Consider the following 18,332-nt stretch of genomic DNA (forward strand, 5'->3'; position numbering starts at 1 on the left):
CCAATTGTAGAGGTGCAATTCCTCTGCGCCGGCCATTGCGGGCGCGAGTGCGGCGAGCGCCGCTACTGCCGTTCGTGCTATTCTCATTTCGGCTTCCCCTGATTTCTGTTTCTGTGCTCAGAACCGATTGCATGCACATTTTCTGTGCGTGATGAACTATTGCGCAAAAAATCTGCATCGATTATGACATTTAAGTCAAATGTTATTTTTCTGTCAGAAATGGAGGCGGAGATGGCAAGCGGTTTTGCTTCATATCCGGATGCAACTTTCGAGAGATTGACCGCAACGATCCGCAGCGAGATCCCCAATCTTCCGAAGCAGGAGGCCAAGGTTGCCCAATTCCTGCTTCTCAATCTCGGCTCCCTGTCCTTCGAGACCGGCAAGTCTATCGCCCAGAAGGCAAGGGTCTCCGAAGTGACGGTGGGGCGCGTATTGCGCCGCTTCGGTTGCGACGGCATGAAGGAACTGAAGGAGCTGCTGCGGCAGCGCTACTCCGTCTCCGGTACGGTTGCGAATAAGAAGGACGATATTTCAGCGCGTTGGCGCTCGACGTTGAATGCCGAGCTCGATGCGATCCGGACAGTGTTCGCCCAGTTGGACGGGCAGCTTTTCGAGGAGGCGACGCGGCGTCTTTCGAGCGCAGAGGAGGTGTTCGTCACGGGCTTCCAGACAGTCCGTGGCCTGGCGGAAGACGCGGCGCGACGGCTCTCCCTTGCACGCTCCCATGTTCGCTATCTTTCGCCCCATGATGGCATGCTGGCGGAATGGCTGTCATCGCCGGCGCCGGAAAACAGCTGCCTCTTGATGGTCGATGTCGTGCCCTATGCGGGCGAGGCGCAATCGCTGGCGCAATTGGCGCGCCAGCAGAACCGCAGTGTCGTTCTGGTCACGGACGAATATTGTCACTGGGCGAACGAGGTTGCGCATGCGACGCTGTTTGCGCCGTCATCGACGGGGCTGTTTCTTGAATCGACGCTGGGGCTGAATGTGGCGCTCGCGCTTTTGATTGACGGCGTTGCGCGTGCTTCACCTGACGACGCGCAGGCGCGGCTGCGGGAATGGAAAGGTTTGACGCGTCAGTTGAAGCTCTTTTGACCGTTTTGCGCCGCACTCTCTCGGCAAGGTTGAAATGGCGTGCTGGGTCCGTTGCAATCTTGGTTTGACAAGTCATGGATGCAAGTTGAAATAGAAGGGGTCAATTGATCTGTTAAGGCGTGCTTGGCTCAGGGGTGTTTTCCTGCTGCGTTGATCGCGAGGCCGACGCCCCAATCATCGGGTGGCGGTCTCCGGATCATGCGCCGGCCGGCTTGACGGTCACAGTGAATTGCGAGTGGTTCTGGTGGATCAACCCATTGTCAGCGATCTTGTCGCTATCGTGCAGACGTCGCTTGCGCCCGTTTTCCTGCTGGCGGGAACGGCAGGCTTCCTCAGTATCTATACCGTCCGCCTGGGGAGGGTTTCGGACCGCCTGAACGAAATCGCTGACAGCGGGCGGGCGCTGCGTGAACAGGACCCGGAGCTGAGACGGCGTGCATTGACACTTGTTGTCGCGATGATCCTTGGTGCGGTTGCCGCAATCTGCACGGGCAGCGCGATCCTGAACCTGCTTGCCGGCGCCCTTGCGATCGGATGGCGCGAGGAAAACCTGTTATGGCTTTTCGGCGGCGCAATCGTTTCTCTCATCGCCTCGCTCATCGCATTTCTGTTCGAGCTCCTGATTTGCGGACGAACGATGCTGCGCCAGTCGAAAATGGGCCAAACGCCAGAAGGACATGAATGATCGGGCAATCCCGGCAGGCGCTGGCCTGATCTATCTTGGCCTAGAAACCGAATGTGACGCCGATTGCGGGGCCGGACTGGGTGGCGTTGAAAACGATGCCGTTGCTGTCATAGTCGACATATTGGTGGCGCCAGGCAAGGTTCAGCCCGACATTCTTGTTGATTGCGTAAGTGACGCCGGCAAACGCGCCCCATTCGATCTCTGCACCGGCGCCAAAGCCCCCGATCTCTGCAAGACCGAACAGACGCCATTTTTCCGAGAGATCGAAATAGCCGCTGACGCCGATAAGAGGATCCACCCAGCTTTCCGTTTCGGTGCGGTTGAATGTATTTCCGGCTCGTGCGGTTGTGAGCGTGAACTGGTTGTCCAGCCACCAGGCCCGCGCACCGAGATAGGCCTCGAATGAGCCCTTGTCCGACGTGGCGAGCGCATATCCGACGCCCATCGAGAGCGTGGTCGTCTGGCTGGTGAGCTTGACGTTGTCGATGAGGATGCCGCCGACAGCCTTGCTTGTGGTTGTCTTTACGTAGTTGGCATCGAGATGAAGAACCCACGGGTCATGTCTTGCCGTCGCGAACACCATTCCCGCGAAATCGAGATTGTCCAGAATATCGCCGAATGAAAGATCGACGGAGGCTGCGGGCAGGCCAGGTATCGTGCCTACCTTACCGTCCAGCCCCGACATCCAAACATAGGGCGTGATCTGGAACTCCCAGTCGGATTGTGCGGCGGCATTTCCCGCGAAAGGCATGATCGCGCAGACGGCGACCGGCAGTGCGGTGATATGAAGGGCCGGTTTCATTTTCATTTCCCATGTTCCTGCCTTTCGGGCCACCCGTCGCAACAGGAGGCCCGAGCGTTCCGGACGAATGATCAGCTTGCCTTTTTCGCCGGCGGAATGACCCAGGAGCCATCGATGATCGAGGGATTGGATTCCTTTGGCCAGTAAAGGCGAAGCATCAGGATGAACTTGCCCTTGGGCGAGGGGAGCCAGTTGTTCTCCTTGTCCGCCCCCGGACTTTCGTTCTGGATATAGATATCCACCGAGCCATCGGCGTTGGCCTTCAGATCCTGCCGGGGGCTGATCGAATATCGGTTCAGCGGATTGGCAACGAAAAAGTACTTGTCGTCGTACATGGTCAGGGACCAGAAGCCGTTGACGGGCGGCAACTGACCTTTTGGGAACGACATGATATATTTTTCGCTACCCATATAGTCGCGCGAGAGCAGACCCGATCCCGGATTTGTGCTGGTCGGATAGACCGCATCCTGTGGGCGGTTCGCGCCGAGACCGATGGCGGTGATCAGGGCGCGCTGGATATAGTTGGTGCCGTAAAGGCCGGTCTTGGTGGTGTAGGCCCAGCCATTGATATCGGTAATGTCGCCGTCGCTCTTCTTGAAATGCAGCATGATCTTGCCGAAGGCGATTTTCGGCACATGAGCCTGCAGGGCGACATCCAGCTTGGATGCATCGAAATCCTGGCCCGGCACGATGCCAATCGTCGCAAGCCGCTCGAGGATCGGGGCATCCGCTGCCGCTGGAGGATTGGTCTTCATCAGTTCGCAGAAAAGCGTGAAGTAAGCGACGGCATCCAGCGCGTTGACCTGATCGCGCACCGCCGTCTTCATGTCGATCGAAGGATCGACCTTGCCTTCCGGCGGCGTGTAGCTCTTGCCGTAGGCGCTGAGCGGCACGGCCGAGATCTCATCCTGTATCCGGTGAACCTCGGCGTAGTCTTCCGGCGTGCCCGTGCAATAGATGCGGCCAAGCAGCCAGAAAAGATCTGTCGGGCTCTTGTATTCGGTCATGCCGGGGGGAAGCGTTCCGGTCCAGCCCGGTCCCGTCACGGCATAGGTCTGGGCGCCGGTACCGGTTGTTCGCTTGCCGGGCACGTCGAAAACATTGGTCCAGCCGTCGAGCATGGGAAACAGCGCGTATCGGCCGTCCATATCGGGGAGGGAGAAGACATAAGGCTCCTTTCCGACGTCAAAGAAACCGTATGTGTAGAGCGTATCGGCGTTCGGCGCGGTGACATCCCGAAATGCGGCGTTGGGGTATTCGCGCAGGCGGCCGATCTGGCCCATCGGCGCCTTGGTGCCGAGGGGTCTCGGCACATTGGTCAGCACCCGGCGCGTATATTCCATGGTGACGAGCGGGTAGGCGTAAATATAGGCGTCGAGGGCGGTCCAGAAATCCCCTCGCTCCAGCACGCCGTCCGCCAGCGCACCCTCCTCGGCAAAGACCGCCTTCGGGATGGCTGCTGCGAAGGAAACGCCCAAGGCGCCCGTGCCAAATGTCCTGCGTGTAATATTCATGGCGACACCCTCTCGTTCAATGAATCCTCCCGGATTCATTGAGAATTTCAAACAATGCGTTTTGATGTATTCTTCCGAGGATTGTTATTATAAAAATCTCATTCGGAATTCGGTTTCGGGGACAAATAAAGGCGCGAGATATTGCCTGTATCCATCACGCAAAGGGCTGGCGTTTTTTCCGAACTGCCAAAACTTCTTCGCGAGAAAGGCGCCGATCCCGCACGCGTTTTCGCCGGCAGCGGGATCGATCCCGACACCCTGGACGTCCAGTCGCGCATCCCCTTTGAGGGCGTGTTGCAGGTGCTCGATCGCGCCGGGGCGATGACGGGCATTCCGCATATCGGCCTTCTGGTGGGCCTCAGTTTCGATCTGCTGAAGCATCATGGCCCGATCGCGCAGCTGATGATGACCGCGACCACATTGAAGCAGGCGCTGCTCGATTTCGTCACATGGCAGCCGGGCTACTCGAGTGGCGCCATTGTCTACCTCGAGAGCTTTGGAGATGAGATCGCGTTCGGATACGCCACATTCGCTGCCGCGTCGCCCGGAAACCGCATGTTGCATGACCTTGTCGTCGGCGTCGGAATACGCATGATCCAGATTCTGTCCCATGGGCGGGTGAAGCCGATCGAGATCCACTTCACCTGCCGCGAGCCGGACAACCTTGCCGAATACCGGACGCTGTTGCCCTATCCGAAGCAGTTCAATCAGAGCCGAACCTGCATTTTCCTGGAAACCGAAAAGATGACTGCGCCCCTGAAGGACGCAGACGAGCGGGCGCGCGCGCGTCTACTGGAGCAGATCGAGAGCGCCATTTGGGCGAGGCCCCCGACGATGACGCAGAGGGTCAACCATTCGCTGAGGCATGTTCTTCATCATGACAAGCCGAAGATGGCGCTGGTCGCAGCCGAACTCGGTGTTCATCCGCGCACGCTCAGGAGACGGCTTGCCGATGAAAACACATCATTTGAAGCCCTGCGCGACGAGATGCACTTCACCGTGACCTGCGAATTGCTGGAGATGACGGACCTGTCCGTCGGCGAGATCTCGGCATTCCTCGCCTTTGCTTCACCCGGCGTCTTGTCGGAGAGTTTCCGTCGCTGGAGCGGTTCGTCGCCATCGCAGTGGCGAAAGCTATCCCGGCAGCAGGTCACTTGAAACGCGGCAGCCGTTTCAGCCCTGAGGCGGCAATCCTCGTCGTTGAAGCCCGCAGGATGGCGGATTGACGGCCAAGCTGGTCGCGCCGGCTGCCGCGCCCGTTTCCGGAGCGGACGAGCGAATGACTTTCACCGCTGATTCTGACCCTGGACGGTCAAGCCGATCGCGTACTTATCTGGCCGGCACACGCGACCTGCCGCGTGCTCTCGTGCGCCTCGGTGGCAGGGATCTCGTCCGTTGTCGCTCTCATTCCGATCATGGCGCTTTCAATCAGGATCAACATGTCTGAAATAACGCGCAGCACCAATGCGGATAAAGAGCTCGTGATGCGTGTCTGAATAGCCCCGGAAATCGTAGACAGCTTCCTGCCTAACAGTGAGGTAAGAAGGCGATCATGAGCAAATCGAATTTCAGTGACGATTTCAAACGCGAAACGCGTACTGGCGTTGCTTGAAACGGATCGAGAAATGCGGTATCATCGAGGGCCACCGAGCCATTCTAAACCGCCACAAGTTCGGCTGGGCATGCTGGGCCTGATCGCTTTTTTTCAGCAAGAGCCTCTGCCGGAGCATGGGACGCGGCCTGCCTCAGCGGGAGGCATGAGGTCGGTAGAGGGCGCGGAAGCGGGCATAGCCGTCATCATAGATCGCCCGGTTCGACACATCGGGCTTGATCGTGACGCCTTGCCCGACAAAGGCCGTAACGCCCGCCCAGTCATCGACTAGCCCGGCGCCCATGGCCGCCGTCCAGGCAACGCCCAGGCACGAACCGGGGTGTCCGGTCAGGCATTGCACGGGCTGTTGCAGCACATCAGCGACGATTTGCATCCAGATTGCACTCTGCGCACCGCCATCGGACACCAGAAAACGCGTGGTCGCAAGACCGATGTCGTTGAGCACATCGACGTGGTGTCTCAGTGCATAGGCATAGGATTCCAGGAGCGCGCGCCACAGATGGCCGATATCATGGGAAAGGGTGAGGCCCGAAATCAGGCCGCGCGCATCGGGATCGTGGATCGGCGTCTTCTCCCCCAGAAGATAGGGCAGGATGATCACACCCTCCGCGCCCGCCGGACGGTTTTCCGCCAGCCGGTCGAGATAGCGATAGGTCGATATGCCTTCGGCCTCGGCAGCTTGCTGCTCCTTGCCCGCAAAGGTGGCAATGAACCAGTTGAGCGCCGAGCCTCCCGTCGACATGCAGCCATTCGGCATATAAAGGCCGGGGATCAGGTGGTAGTCGAGAAACAGGCGCGGATCGGGGCGCACCTTGTCCGTCGCCGTCAGGATATCGACAGCGCCGCCGAATTTCAGAAGAACATCGCCGGCTTCCTGCACGCCCGCGCCGAAGGCCGAAGCGACCATATCGGCCGCGCCGCCGACAACCGGCGTACCCGCGCGAAGGCCGGTCAGCGCGGCAGCCTCCTCGCTCAATCCGCCCAGCACTTCATGCGAGGCGATTTTCGGCGGAATGGCACCGGGCCGAAGATGGGCCCAACCGATCAGATCGTCATCGAGTTCGCCGCGCGCGACATCGACGAAACCTGCTTCCAACGCCCAGTTCTGCTCCACCGCGCGTTTGCCGGTGAGCTTGAAATTGATGAAATCATAAGAGCCGAACACCGTGGCGATGCGGGCGAAGACGTCCGGCTCGTGCTTTTCGATCCAGCGCAGCTTGGCGGTCACCAGCTGCTGGTTGATGCCGTTGCCGGCCTTTTCAATGAAGGCGGCCTCGTCGCGCTCCTGCCGCATGGCCTCGACCTCGCGCCCCGAGCGCCCGTCGCTTTGCTGAATGCTCGGCCGCAGCACCGTCCCGGCTTCATCCAGGAGCACCACTGCGGGCAGCATGCCGGTGACCCCGACCGCACCGATATCGGCCGGGTCGGTGCCTTCCAGCGCCAGCAGTTCGCGGGTGATCGCCTGGACGTTGTCCCACCATTCAGCCGGGTTTTCCTCCGCCCAGCCATGATGCGGCGAGGAGAGCGTGACGGGTCTCGAGGCGATCCCCACGACCCGGTCAGGCAGTTCGATCAGGATGCCGATCGTGGATGTCGTCCCGATATCGAGACCGATCACATAAGCCATGCAAGCCTCCCGGCGCGGTCAGCGCAGCGTCGCGACCTTGTCCATGAAGCGCGTGACGCGGTCCTTGTCGACCGGATTCCAGGTGTCGCCATCGACCTTGAAATGCGTGCCGATGATGCAGCCATCGGCAACCGACATGACGTCGGTCACATTGTCGATATTGACGCCGGTATTGGCAAAAACCGGCACTTCTTCAATCGTCTCACATACGGTTTTCAGCTCCGACTGGTCGGCGGGTTGGCCGGTGATCGGGCCGGAGACCAGAATGGCATCGGCCATCGACGAAAAGACCGCGCTCTTTGCGCGCAGGGCGATCGGGCGCTGGTCTAGCGGGTGGGCGAATTCGGCGTTGATGTTGAACAGGAGCTTCATGTCCCCGGCGCCGAGATTGGCGCGAAGCCGCGCGGGTGTGGCGCAATCGGGCGCCCAGACACCCATGTCGGAGGCAAAGACGCCGGTGAAGATCTCGCGCACGAAGCTTGCGCCGGTAACCGCGCCGATCGCCACGCTCGCTTCCGGATCCCAGAGATAGTTGACGCCGAAGGGCACCTTGATTTCCGGTTTCAGCGCCTGGACCACCGCGGTCATAGCGGCAATGCCCTCAACGGGAGCCTTGCGCACATAGGGGCGGTCGTTCTCATTGCCGAACATGATTGCGTCGACGCCGCCGGCCTGCAGCTTCTCGATATCGGCAAGGACATCCGCGATCAGCTTGTCGAGACCGCCATCCTTGTCATATTGCGGAGAGCCGGGCAGGGCGCCGATATGGGCCATGGCGATCACCGCCTTCTTCCTGGCGCCGAAGAACTCGAAAATCATTGAAGTACTCCATCTGAGAAAGCAGTCTGGCTGAGAAAGCAGTCTGGCGGGCAGCGCCCGTATAGTGCGGGTCAGGATGCCATTTTGCGCGCGGGCCTTGCGATGCGGACCTCGACCTCGGCGTCGGCAAGCGCCTTCGCAAGGTCAGCCGGCGGCTCGGTATCGGTGATCAGCGCATCGAACTGTTGAAGTTCGGCGACATGGACCAGCGACATGCAGGAAAACTTGGAAGCGTCGCACAAAACCACCTTCCGCGTTGAGCGGCTCAGGAACACGCGTTTCATCTCGGCATCGTCGAAGGAATAGTCGTATATCCCCTGGGGGGTCAGCCCGGAGATGCCGATGAAGGCGATGTCGAACCAGAGCGCGCCGAATTCGGCGATCGCCGCCGGGCCGGAGATCGACATTTCGTCGCCGCGCATGCGACCGCCCGGAAGATAGACCTCGGCAAGGCCCTCGCCGAGGAAGAAGGCGTTGCGCACCGAACTGGTAAAGATCTTGGTGTGCTGGCGATCCTGCAGCCGTCTGGCCAGAAGCAGCGTCGTGGTGCCGACATCGAGCGCTATGGTGCGCGCGCCGGCGCACAGCGCATCGGCTTCAGCGGCAATGGCCTGCTTGGCGAGCGCGTTCTTGACGGTTCTGAGCTGGAACGACGGTTCGCCGGGAAGGGCTGCCGGGGCGGAAGCGGGCTCTGAGCTCTGTTCGGAGCGCACGGCGCCGCCATGGGTGCGGGCAAGCTTGCCTTCCTTTTCCAGTTCGGCGAGATCGCGCCGGACCGTCATCTCGGAAACACCGAGCTGTCCCGCAACATCGGAAACGGAAAGTGCCCCGATCTCGGCCAGAACGTCAAGGATGCGCGCATGGCGCACCTGGGCCAGAACCTTGGTCTTTTCTCCGGTCTTTTCTCCCTGGCCACCCTGCAAGATGTCTCCTTTCGGCGTGTTCGAACATGCCGTCGCGATCCGCCGCGATTAGTTCGATATTGAACCTCATGACTACCAGCACGTTCGAACAAATTCAAACATTATTTTCTCTTGTTGTGTATGTTTTTGTTGATATATGATCGAACTAATCAACAAGGGGAACGAAAAATGACACACCCGGTCTTTCCTGAGCTTGAGGGTCGCAAGGCCGTTGTTACGGGCGGCGCCACCGGTATAGGGCGCGCCCTCGTCGAGGCGCTCAGACGCCAGAAGGTCGATGTCGCGCTGTGCGATATCAATCCCGAGACGGCGGCGAAAACGGCCTCCGAGACGGGTTCGCACGCAATCGCGATAGATGTGCGCAAGCGGGCTTCGGTAGAGGCGGCATTCGCCGAGGCGGAAGAAAAGCTCGGCGGCTTCGACATGCTGTTTGCCAATGCCGGCGTCTCTTCCATGCAGCACGCGCTGGAGCTGACGGATGAGGAGTGGGATTTCAATTTCGACGTCAACACGCGCGGCATCTTTCTCACCAACCAGATCGCCGGCCGCCGCTTCAAGGCGAATGGCAAGGGCGTAATCGTCAACACCGCCTCGCTTGCTGCCAAGGTCGGCGCGCCGTTGCTTGCGCATTATTCGGCGAGCAAGTTCGCGGTACTCGGCTGGACACAGGCGCTGGCGCGCGAGCTCGCCGGCGACGGCATCCGCGTCAACGCCATCTGCCCCGGTTTCGTCAGAACCTCGATGCAGGAGCGCGAGGTTGAGTGGGAAGCCAGCCTGCGGGGAATGACGCCGCAAGAGGTGATCGCGGACTACGTCTCGCAGACCCCGCTTGGCCGCATCGAGACACCCGAGGACGTCGCCGATGTGGCCATCTTCCTCGCCAGCAACTCCGCCCGCTTCATGACAGGCCAGGGCGTGAACGTGACCGGCGGCGTCTACATGACGTGAAGCCCGCCTTGCAGCGGGCAATGAACTGACAGGGATAACCGGGTAAGCCAATGGCAGACATCATTTTCGACGGCATCGGCAAGCGCTATCCGGACGGGTATGCGGCAATCGCCAATCTCGATCTCCACATCAGGGACGGCGAGTTCCTGGTGCTTGTCGGGCCGTCCGGCTGCGGCAAGTCGACCGCGCTGAGGATGATCGCGGGCCTTGAGGACATTACCGACGGGCGGCTCATCATCGACGGCGTCGTCGCCAACAATCTTGCCCCGCGCGACCGCGACATCGCCATGGTGTTCCAGTCCTACGCGCTCTATCCGCATCTCAATGTCGAGGAGAATATCGGCTTCGGCCTCAGGGTTCGCGGCGCTGACAAGCAGGTGCTGGCGAAGAAGGTGCGCGAGACGGCCGAATTGCTGGAGCTTTCCGAGCACCTGAAGCGCAAGCCCGGCCAGCTCTCGGGCGGTCAGCGCCAGCGCGTCGCCATGGGGCGGGCGCTGGTGCGCGATCCCAAGGCCTTTTTGATGGACGAGCCGCTTTCCAACCTCGATGCCCGCCTGCGCGGGCAGATGCGGACAGAGATCGCGCGGCTGCAGAAGCTCACGGGCGTCACCACCGTCTATGTCACCCATGATCAGGTGGAGGCGATGACCATGGGTGACCGCGTCGCCGTCATGCGTCATGGCGTTCTCCAACAGCTCGATACGCCGCGTAAGCTTTACGATACGCCCGCAAACCTCTTCGTCGCGGGCTTTATCGGCGCGCCGTCGATGAATTTCATGGCTGCCGACCTTGTCGCAGTCGATGGCGGTATCGAGGCCCGTCTCGGTTCCTTCTGTTTTCTGTTCGATAGGGACGATCTCGCTCTGCGACCGGGCCTCAGCCGCTCGATTGGTGACCGTGTGATCTTCGGCATCCGTCCGGAGATGTTTACGCCGGTGGAACATTCCGGAAGTGCCGCCAATACCGTGACCGGCGAGGTCGTTTTCGTCGAGGATCTGGGCGCCACGCTTCTCGCCCACATCGACATCGGCTCCGCCGATGGCAGTCTGCGTGAGATCGGCCATGACGGCGAGGGTGCGCTCTCCGCCCCGCGCCTGCGCGTTGTTCTGGATGGCCAGATGCACATCCGGGCCGGCGAGACCATCACGCTCGCCGTGAAAGCCGGGAATATCCATGTCTTCAATGCGCAGACGGAGCGCGCGATCCGGGATTGAGCGGAGGCCGAAGGTCTTCAGGGCCCTCAGCCGCGCTTGTCAGTGAATGCCCTTGGTCAGCCCCTGCACGAAATAGCGGTTGAGAAACAGGATCACGATCACGATCGGGATGGTGGAGAAGTGCGCCAGCGCACCGAGCGTGCCCCAGGTGATGTCCTTGGTGCCATAGGCCGAGAGAAGCGCCACGGAGAGTGGTTTTGATTCCAGCCGGGTCAGGAACATCGGGTATAGGAAGTCGTTCCAGGAAAACATCAGGCAAAACAGCACGCAGGCGATGATGCCGGCCATCACGGCGGGCAGCGCCACCTTGAAGAAGGCGCCGAACTGGGTGCAGCCATCCGTCAGCGCGGCCTCCTCGAGTTCCGGGGGAAGCCCGCGGAAATAGGAAAACATCAGCCAGGTGACGAAGGCCGCGTTCAGCATGGAGTTGATCAGCACGACCGACATCCAGCTTCCCAGAAGGCCGATATCGCGCATCATCAGGTAAAACGGTATGAGCGCTGCCACCGACGGGATCATCCGGATCGCCATCAGGAAATAGGCAATGCCCATGGCATAGCGGCTTTTCGAACGGGCCAGCGCATAGCCCGCCGGGACGCCAAGCGCCAGCGACAAGACGACCGAGCCCGTGGCAATGAGCACGCTGGAGCGTAGCAGGCTCCAGACATCGAACAGCCGAAAGATCGTGCGGAACTGGTCGAGCGTGGGCGAGAAGGCGAATGTCGGCGGTATCGAGAAGATCGCGCTTGAAGGCTTGTAGGCGGTGGTCGCCAGCCACAGGAAGGGCGCCAGAAAGAACGCCAGCATGACGAGAAGAAAGGCGCGGCGGCCGGTCTGAAGCCAATAGCGTGCGGTCATTTCCCGTTGGCCCTCCTGTCTGCATGGCGGATCATGATCACGAAGCCCGCGGCAATCAGGGCGATGATCAGCAGGGTGAGGTTGGCGATCGCCGAGGCCTTGCCGATATTGAAGAATTCGAGCCCCTGCTTGACCGCGTGCAGCATCAGCGTGTTGGTGGCGTTGCCCGGTCCGCCGCCTGTTGCCACATAGACCGTGTCGAAGACACGGAAAGCGTCGACGGTGCGCAGGATCAGCGCCAGGAGAATGGCCGGCAGCATCAGCGGGATCACGACGATCCTGAGTTTCTGAAGCCCCGTTGCGCCATCGACGGAGGCGGCTTCGAGGATATCTGCGGGAAGCGCCTTCAGGCCCGCAAGCAGGATCAGCGCCACCAGCGGCGTCCACTCCCAGACATCTATGAAAATCAGCGTGGCCAGGGCGGCGTGCTGGTCTGCCAGCAGGCCACGCGGATCGGTCAGTCCCCATTGGGCGAGGAAATAGCCGATCATGCCGTAATCGGCGGCGAGAAGCCCCTTGAAGATCAGGCCGACGACCAGCGGCGTGATGGTCACGGGGATCAGGATCAGCGCCAGTGCCAGCCGGTTGAACCGGTCATCGCGCCACAGCGCCAGCGCCAGCGCAAAGCCGAGCAGCAATTCGAAGAAGACCGCGCCGAGGGTGAAGATCGCGGTGTTGATCAGGGCCTGACGGCTCACCGGATCGGTGATGATTTCGACGTAATTGTCGAGGCCGGCGAATTTGGTTCGCTGCGGACGGATCAGATTGTAGTCGTAGAGACTGTACCAGATGCCCTGCGCCAACGGCCAGATGCCGACAACCAGCACATAAGCTACGACCGGCACGGCCATGATGGCGAGAAAGACCTTTCGTCTCGTGGCAAAGGCCATTCCCTTGGGCTCGATCAGCCCGGAGGGCAGGGGGTCTGCGATCGCACGCACGCGCGTAACCTCGATTTCAAGAAACATGCGAAGGCCGGACCGCGCGGCATGAAAACGCGCGGTCCGCGGAATTCGTCGCAGGGCTCAGAACAGGTCTTCGGCCTGTGCCTGTGCGGCATCCAGTGCTTCCTTCGGATCGGCATCGCCGACCAGAACGGAATTGACCGCCGTTCCGAGGAAATCCTGGATCTGCGGATATTCCGGAATGCGCGGACGGTAATCATAATTGCCATTCTCGAAGGTTTCGGCAAGCACCGGCAGGAACGGGAATTTCGCCATCAGGTCCGGATCGGTCATCTCGCTCTTGCGCAGGAAGCTGCCGGCGCCCATAAGGTTGAATTCCTTATGGATTTCAGGGCTGGTCAGCCATTTGATGAAGGCCCAGGCGGCTTCCTGTTCTTCCGGCGAGACATCGGCGTTGATCGCCATGCCCCAGCCGCCAATGCCATAGCTCGGCGCCGCGTCGCCTGAATGCGGGGCGGTGGTGATGGCAACGTCATCGACGACCTTGGAAATTTCGGGATTGTAATAGCCCGGCGCGCCAACCGACCAGGTCTGCATCATGCCCGCAACGCCCTGGCGAAAGCTTTCCTCGCGGCCGCCCCAGTCATAGCCGGCAGCACCGGGAGGAGCTGCATTGCGGAACAGGTCGCGATAGACCTTCAGGCTTTCCACATTGGCATCCGAATTGAGCGTCGGCATGCCGTCCTCGCCCATGATCGAACCGCCCATTTCGCTGTTATACTGCATCCAGTCCTGGGCGCTTGCCGGGCCCTTCTGGCCGTTGGCGACGAAGCCGTAGAGGCCGGCGGCAGGATCGGTCAGCTTTTCGGCGGCGGCGACGAATTCTTCCATCGTCGTCGGCGCTTCAAGGCCGGCCGCGTCAAGGCGGGTCTTGTTATAGGCCAGAACGTTGGCGTAGCCGGCAAACGGGAAGGCGACCTGCTGGCCTTCATAATTGCCGAGGCCCATCATCAGGTTGGGATAGATGTCGTCGACGTCGATCTCGTCGGCATCACGTTCGATCAGTTCGGAAAGCTCGACCGAATAGCCGTTTTCGGCGTATTCGCCGGCCCAGACGATGTCCATGGTGACGAGGTCGTAGCCCTCAGTGTCGCCGATATAATCGGCGGTCGTCTTGGTCAGAAGAGAGCCGTAGTCGAGAATGTCGACCTTGACGGTTGCGCCTGTCTCCGCCTCGAATTTCGGCGCCAACGCGGCGATCACAGGCGCGAACTGGTCGTTCTGCGAGGCGATGGTAAGTGTGATGCCGGAAAAAGGCTTGTCCTGCGCAAGGGCCGTCGAGCCCATCAGGCAGGCAAGCAGCCCGACTGTCGCATATCTTGCGGCGTTTGCGTTTTTCATTCTGTTCCCCTTTTATATCATGCATCTGTTGTTTTCATAAATGTCATGATCGATCAGCACTATACATCAAACAAAAACGCACTCAAGCGCACTTGACAAAAAAACAATTCAAGTAAAAAATCACAAAAAAGAACATAATCGCCCAAATTTCAGACAAAAGCGGCCAGATTTGCCTGGAATTTAAGCAAACGCTTCATCGGGAACCAAAAATGCAGCGCTTCACCGACAACCAGCCTTCGTTTTCCGGCGGGATCGAGCATCGACTCGAACAACTCGCCGCGCGTGCGGCCTGGGAGATGGCGTGTATCGAGGCCGAAGCGCCGGTCTGGCTGAAGAAGCCGGAGAAAGATGCGCACTATAATGTCGTCATCGTTGGCGGCGGGCTGAACGGGCTCTCCGCCGCCTTCGCTCTCAGACGCCGGGGGATCGAGGGCGTCCTCGTTATCGATCAGGCCGAGGCCGGGCGCGAGGGCCCGTGGATCACTTCCGCGCGCATGAAAACGCTGCGTTCGCCTAAAACGCTGGCCGGTCCCGATTTCGGCATCCCGAGTCTCAGCCCGCGCGCCTGGTATGAAACGGTCTATGGCGCCGAGAGCTTTGCGGGGCTGGAGAAGATCGGTCGTGAGGACTGGATGCGCTACATGCTCTGGTTCCGCAAGGCGAGCGGTGTCACGGTCTACAATGAGACGCGGCTGGAAGCCGTCGCCGAGGCAGGAAGCGGCGTGCGACTGACGATCTCCGGCCACGCGCCTTTGCCGCGCGACATTACCTGCCGCCGGCTGATCCTGGCGAACGGCATGGATGGCTGCGGCGGCCCCTATGTGCCGGACAACATCCGCGCGCTTGCCAAAGAGTTCTGGACCCACAGCGCCGAAGAGACCGATGACAGCCACCTGAAAGGCAAGGATGTCATCGTGCTCGGCTCGGCCACTTCCAGTTTCGATTGGGCGGTGACGGCGCTGGAAGCCGGGGCGCGGCGCGTCACCATGGTGGCGCGCGCCGGAGCGCTGGCCTGCACCGAAGTGCTGGCCTGGACCAATTTTCCTGGCTATCTCGGCAGTTTTGCCGAGCTGCCGGATGATGAAAAATGGCGCTTCTCGCAGCACTACTATGACCTCAAAGTGCCGCCGACGCAGGATCAGTATGATCGCGCCACATCCTATGCGAATTTTGTGATGGAACTCGGCAGTGGCGTCATATCGCTCGCCGTCGTGAACGGCCGAATCCGCGCGGAGACAAAGAACGGAATGATCGAGGCCGATCATATTCTGCTTGGAACCGGCTACGGCGTCGACTTTTCCATGCGGCCGGAACTTTCAGCGCTGGAAGGGCGCTTTGCCCATTGGCGCGATCGTTTTACCCCGCCTCAAGGCGAGATGTGTCCGCCGGTCTTGCAGGCGCCCTATCTTGGGTGCACATTTGAGTTGACGCCGATGGACGCGGAGAGGGACAGGTGGGTGTCGCGCATCCATATGTTCAATGGCGGCGCGGTGCCGAGCCTCGGTCCGATCAGTAACGGCATTACCGGCGTCAAATACGGTATTGCCCGCATCGCCGACGGCATGACGCGGGCTTTCTTCCTGGAGGATGCCGCGCATTTTCAGGAAGAGCTTGCGCATTATCGCGAGCAGCATTTCAATCCGCGCGACAGGATCTCGGCCTGACCGGCCGGGGAGGGCAATATGACGACACCGCTGACGCTCGATACCGTTCTGGCAAAAGCCCAGACACGCAGCGTCGAGTTTCCCTATCTTCTGGCCAATCATGTGCCGATGGTGTTGATCGCGCTCGATCGTCTCGGCGCTTCTCCGAAACGCCTAGACGAGTGGTACGAGACCTATCGCGACGCCCATGCCGTGCCGCCGATCGCCGCGCCCGTTGGCCCGATCAATCCCGGCAACTGGCAGGAAGCGCTCGGCGACCGCGGGCGCGAGGCGGATTATCGCGGCTTTTTCGTGGGCGAAGTTCAGCGGCTCGGCATCGACAAGGCGATCCGCACCTATCTGCCGGCGATGACGCAAGGCATTGCCGCAAGCGCCACCCATCCCCTGATGCGGCTTGCCTATGGCGTGTTGAAGAATGACGCCCGCGAAGTCGGGCACGCGCTTGGCTATTGGGCGGCAACCTATCTGCCGTTGCCGGGGCCGGGCCGTTTCGAGGCCGATACCGATGATCCGGCGGAGGTACTGGCCGGAATCGCCGATATCGAGGGCATCCGCGATTACGAGACGGAGACCGATCTGCTCTGGCACAATATCCGCGCCGTCGGCGCGCTGCCGGGCTTTGCTCCGGTGATCGACCGGCTGCGTTTTCACGACAATACGGTGCGACGCATGACTGAAGTGTCGCTCATCGCCTTTGCCTTCACGCTCGATTTTTCCGCCCTTCACGCGGTGACCGGCATGCACTGGATGCGTCTTGTCACGCCGCATGTGGATGAGGACAAGGTCGAGCCGCTCTACCGCGCCTTCTGGCAGGTGATTGCCGCACTCGTCCCCAAGATCGGCTTTCCGGTGTTCCCGACTGCCGACGAAGTTCAGGCGATGCGCGAGCGCGACGCCCCCGAATGGCCGGAGATCAAGGCGGCTGCCATCGCCTCCTATGACGAGCACGACGTCAGCCTGACCTTTTCCGCGTCCGAGGAGCAGAAAGCCTGGGGCGGGGACAGACTCTACCGCGTCGCCGCCGCCCGCCGCCTTCGCCTGATTGACTGAGGCCAGATCGACTGAGGAAAGCCCTTGCCTGGACAGATCGCCGTTGAAAATATCCGCAATGCTAAGGGCGAGCGCGTCACGCTCCTGATCGAAGCCGGGCGCGTTGCCGCTCTCGGCCCTCCGGAAACCCTGGATATTGCGCAGACTGCGGAGCGCGTCGACGGTGGCGGGAAGATGATCCTTCCCGGTCTTGTCGACGGCCATATCCATCTCGACAAGACTCTGATCGGCCTTCCCTTCATTCCGCATATTCCCGGCGAAACCGTTGCCAAGCGGATTGCCGCCGAGCGTGAACTGCGCCGCACAGTGGCGCTTCCGGTGACGGCGCGCGGCGGGGCGCTGATAGAGAAGATCGCGGCGCTCGGCACGGTTGCCGTCAGAAGCCATGTGGATATCGACACCGAGATCGGCCTAAAGGGCCTTGAGCAGGTGCTGTCGCTGAGAGAAAGCCACGGCCATCTGATCGACATCGAGATCGTCGCCTTTCCGCAATCGGGCATCATGCGCGATCCGGGCACGGCAGACCTTTTACACGAGGCGGTGGCGCACGGTGCGGATCTCGTCGGCGGACTGGATCCGGCGGGCATCGACAATGACATCAAGGGACATCTCGATGCGGTCTTTGCCGTTGCCGAAAAACACAATGTCGGGGTTGACCTGCACCTCCATGATGGCGGGGGGCTTGGCGCGTTCGAACTGCGCCAGATTGCCGAACGCACGATTGCCGCTTCGCTTCAGGGCCGGGTGGCCGTCAGCCATGCCTTCTGTCTTGGCGAGCTGGATGATGCGGATTTGGGCAGGACCGCAGAGCTTCTGGCACGCGCCGAAGTCTCGATCATGACCAATGGGCCCGGTCCGGTTCCGATGCCGCCGGTCAAGCGGCTTCATGCAGCGGGCGTGCGCGTCTTCTGTGGCTCCGACAATATCCGCGACGCCTGGTCGCCCTTTGGCAATGGCGATCTGATCGAGCGTGCAGGCATTATCTGCGACCGACAGGATTTTCGCGCCGACGATGATCTTGAGCGGGCCTTCGCGCTCGTGACCCATGCCTCCGGTGCCGTGCTTGGCCGCGCGGAACCGCTTGTCCCTGGCGCGCCTGCCGATTTCATGCTGGTCGCGTGCGGCAGTATCGCCGAGACGCTGGCCGATCGCCCCGTAGCCCGCACGGTATTCAAGGCAGGCCGTAAGGTCGCCGAAGCCGGGCGGCTGGTGTGA

Annotated in this window: 16 protein-coding genes; 8 read left to right on the forward strand and 8 right to left on the reverse strand. The window is 60.9% G+C overall.

Features of this window, described 5'->3' with window-relative positions:
* Positions 1-144: 144 nt before the first annotated feature.
* Both HPQ62_RS02455 and HPQ62_RS02460 read left to right on the forward strand, forming a co-directional pair.
* The gene (locus tag HPQ62_RS02455) at positions 145-1,095 is read left to right on the forward strand and encodes a MurR/RpiR family transcriptional regulator (RefSeq protein ID WP_206678031.1); all 951 of its coding nucleotides are present in this window, start codon (positions 145-147) and stop codon (positions 1,093-1,095) included.
* Positions 1,096-1,339: 244 nt separating this feature from the next.
* Entirely contained in the window at positions 1,340-1,780 is a 441-nt protein-coding gene (locus HPQ62_RS02460) for a DUF2721 domain-containing protein (RefSeq protein WP_425312584.1), read from the forward strand.
* Between the two features lie 40 nt (positions 1,781-1,820).
* On the opposite strand, the gene HPQ62_RS02465 is transcribed toward HPQ62_RS02460, so the two are convergent.
* Complete coding sequence (locus HPQ62_RS02465; protein ID WP_174800909.1) at positions 1,821-2,582, reverse strand: DUF481 domain-containing protein; 762 nt, start codon at positions 2,580-2,582, stop codon at positions 1,821-1,823.
* Between the two features lie 71 nt (positions 2,583-2,653).
* Positions 2,654-4,096, reverse strand: a complete 1,443-nt coding sequence (locus HPQ62_RS02470) for a DUF1254 domain-containing protein (protein WP_174800910.1) — start codon at positions 4,094-4,096, stop codon at positions 2,654-2,656.
* 141 nt (positions 4,097-4,237) lie between these two features.
* On the opposite strand from HPQ62_RS02470, the gene HPQ62_RS02475 reads away from it, so the two are divergent.
* Positions 4,238-5,254 carry an AraC family transcriptional regulator gene (locus HPQ62_RS02475; RefSeq protein WP_174800911.1) on the forward strand — a complete coding sequence of 339 codons (1,017 nt, stop codon included), beginning with the start codon at positions 4,238-4,240 and terminating at the stop codon, positions 5,252-5,254.
* Between the two features lie 587 nt (positions 5,255-5,841).
* Here HPQ62_RS02475 and HPQ62_RS02480 read toward each other — a convergent pair.
* From HPQ62_RS02480 to HPQ62_RS02490, 3 genes are all read right to left on the reverse strand, one after another.
* Entirely contained in the window at positions 5,842-7,335 is a 1,494-nt protein-coding gene (locus HPQ62_RS02480; protein ID WP_174800912.1) for an FGGY-family carbohydrate kinase, read from the reverse strand.
* Between the two features lie 18 nt (positions 7,336-7,353).
* Positions 7,354-8,154, reverse strand: coding sequence for a BtpA/SgcQ family protein (locus HPQ62_RS02485; protein WP_174800913.1), 801 nt, complete (start codon positions 8,152-8,154; stop codon positions 7,354-7,356).
* A gap of 71 nt (positions 8,155-8,225) precedes the next feature.
* Positions 8,226-9,080: a DeoR/GlpR family DNA-binding transcription regulator gene (locus HPQ62_RS02490; protein WP_174801418.1), complete on the reverse strand. Its 855-nt coding sequence runs from the start codon at positions 9,078-9,080 to the stop codon at positions 8,226-8,228.
* 165 nt (positions 9,081-9,245) lie between these two features.
* On the opposite strand from HPQ62_RS02490, the gene HPQ62_RS02495 reads away from it, so the two are divergent.
* The gene (locus tag HPQ62_RS02495; RefSeq protein WP_174800914.1) at positions 9,246-10,025 is read left to right on the forward strand and encodes an SDR family NAD(P)-dependent oxidoreductase; all 780 of its coding nucleotides are present in this window, start codon (positions 9,246-9,248) and stop codon (positions 10,023-10,025) included.
* 50 nt (positions 10,026-10,075) lie between these two features.
* The gene (locus tag HPQ62_RS02500) at positions 10,076-11,239 is read left to right on the forward strand and encodes an ABC transporter ATP-binding protein (RefSeq protein WP_174800915.1); all 1,164 of its coding nucleotides are present in this window, start codon (positions 10,076-10,078) and stop codon (positions 11,237-11,239) included.
* Between the two features lie 39 nt (positions 11,240-11,278).
* On the opposite strand, the gene HPQ62_RS02505 is transcribed toward HPQ62_RS02500, so the two are convergent.
* The 3 genes from HPQ62_RS02505 to HPQ62_RS02515 all read right to left on the reverse strand — a co-directional run bounded on the left by HPQ62_RS02505 (position 11,279) and on the right by HPQ62_RS02515 (position 14,349).
* Positions 11,279-12,097 carry a carbohydrate ABC transporter permease gene (locus HPQ62_RS02505; protein ID WP_174800916.1) on the reverse strand — a complete coding sequence of 273 codons (819 nt, stop codon included), beginning with the start codon at positions 12,095-12,097 and terminating at the stop codon, positions 11,279-11,281.
* On the reverse strand, positions 12,094-12,987 hold the full coding sequence (locus HPQ62_RS02510) for a carbohydrate ABC transporter permease (protein WP_174801419.1): 894 nt from the start codon (positions 12,985-12,987) through the stop codon (positions 12,094-12,096). The genes HPQ62_RS02505 and HPQ62_RS02510 overlap by 4 nt, the downstream gene beginning before the upstream one ends.
* A gap of 135 nt (positions 12,988-13,122) precedes the next feature.
* A complete protein-coding gene (locus tag HPQ62_RS02515) occupies positions 13,123-14,349 on the reverse strand; it encodes an ABC transporter substrate-binding protein (protein WP_425312595.1) in 1,227 nt (408 codons plus the stop codon).
* 263 nt (positions 14,350-14,612) lie between these two features.
* On the opposite strand from HPQ62_RS02515, the gene HPQ62_RS02520 reads away from it, so the two are divergent.
* The 3 genes from HPQ62_RS02520 to HPQ62_RS02530 are packed head-to-tail and all read left to right on the forward strand — an operon-like array spanning position 14,613 to position 18,332.
* On the forward strand, positions 14,613-16,067 hold the full coding sequence (locus tag HPQ62_RS02520) for an NAD(P)-binding domain-containing protein (protein WP_174800918.1): 1,455 nt from the start codon (positions 14,613-14,615) through the stop codon (positions 16,065-16,067).
* Positions 16,068-16,085: 18 nt separating this feature from the next.
* The gene (locus HPQ62_RS02525) at positions 16,086-17,117 is read left to right on the forward strand and encodes a questin oxidase family protein (RefSeq protein ID WP_174800919.1); all 1,032 of its coding nucleotides are present in this window, start codon (positions 16,086-16,088) and stop codon (positions 17,115-17,117) included.
* A 24-nt stretch (positions 17,118-17,141) separates the two neighbouring features.
* Entirely contained in the window at positions 17,142-18,332 is a 1,191-nt protein-coding gene (locus HPQ62_RS02530) for an amidohydrolase (RefSeq protein ID WP_174800920.1), read from the forward strand.

It is taken from the genome of Martelella limonii (genome assembly GCF_013344475.1).
Classification (GTDB): Bacteria; Pseudomonadota; Alphaproteobacteria; order Rhizobiales; family Rhizobiaceae; genus Martelella; species Martelella limonii.

Excerpts from the sequence above, each read along its gene's own strand:
- HPQ62_RS02515 (WP_425312595.1), bottom strand. The coding sequence starts at position 14,349 with ATGGGCTCGACGGCCCTTGCGCAGGACAAGCCTTTTTCCGGCATCACA.
- HPQ62_RS02465 (WP_174800909.1), bottom strand. The coding sequence starts at position 2,582 with ATGAAACCGGCCCTTCATATCACCGCACTGCCGGTCGCCGTCTGCGCG.
- HPQ62_RS02495 (WP_174800914.1), top strand. The coding sequence starts at position 9,246 with ATGACACACCCGGTCTTTCCTGAGCTTGAGGGTCGCAAGGCCGTTGTT.
- HPQ62_RS02525 (WP_174800919.1), top strand. The coding sequence starts at position 16,086 with ATGACGACACCGCTGACGCTCGATACCGTTCTGGCAAAAGCCCAGACA.
- HPQ62_RS02480 (WP_174800912.1), bottom strand. The coding sequence starts at position 7,335 with ATGGCTTATGTGATCGGTCTCGATATCGGGACGACATCCACGATCGGC.
- HPQ62_RS02485 (WP_174800913.1), bottom strand. The coding sequence starts at position 8,154 with ATGATTTTCGAGTTCTTCGGCGCCAGGAAGAAGGCGGTGATCGCCATG.
- HPQ62_RS02500 (WP_174800915.1), top strand. The coding sequence starts at position 10,076 with ATGGCAGACATCATTTTCGACGGCATCGGCAAGCGCTATCCGGACGGG.
- HPQ62_RS02505 (WP_174800916.1), bottom strand. The coding sequence starts at position 12,097 with ATGACCGCACGCTATTGGCTTCAGACCGGCCGCCGCGCCTTTCTTCTC.
- HPQ62_RS02520 (WP_174800918.1), top strand. The coding sequence starts at position 14,613 with ATGCAGCGCTTCACCGACAACCAGCCTTCGTTTTCCGGCGGGATCGAG.
- HPQ62_RS02470 (WP_174800910.1), bottom strand. The coding sequence starts at position 4,096 with ATGAATATTACACGCAGGACATTTGGCACGGGCGCCTTGGGCGTTTCC.
- HPQ62_RS02510 (WP_174801419.1), bottom strand. The coding sequence starts at position 12,987 with ATGGCCTTTGCCACGAGACGAAAGGTCTTTCTCGCCATCATGGCCGTG.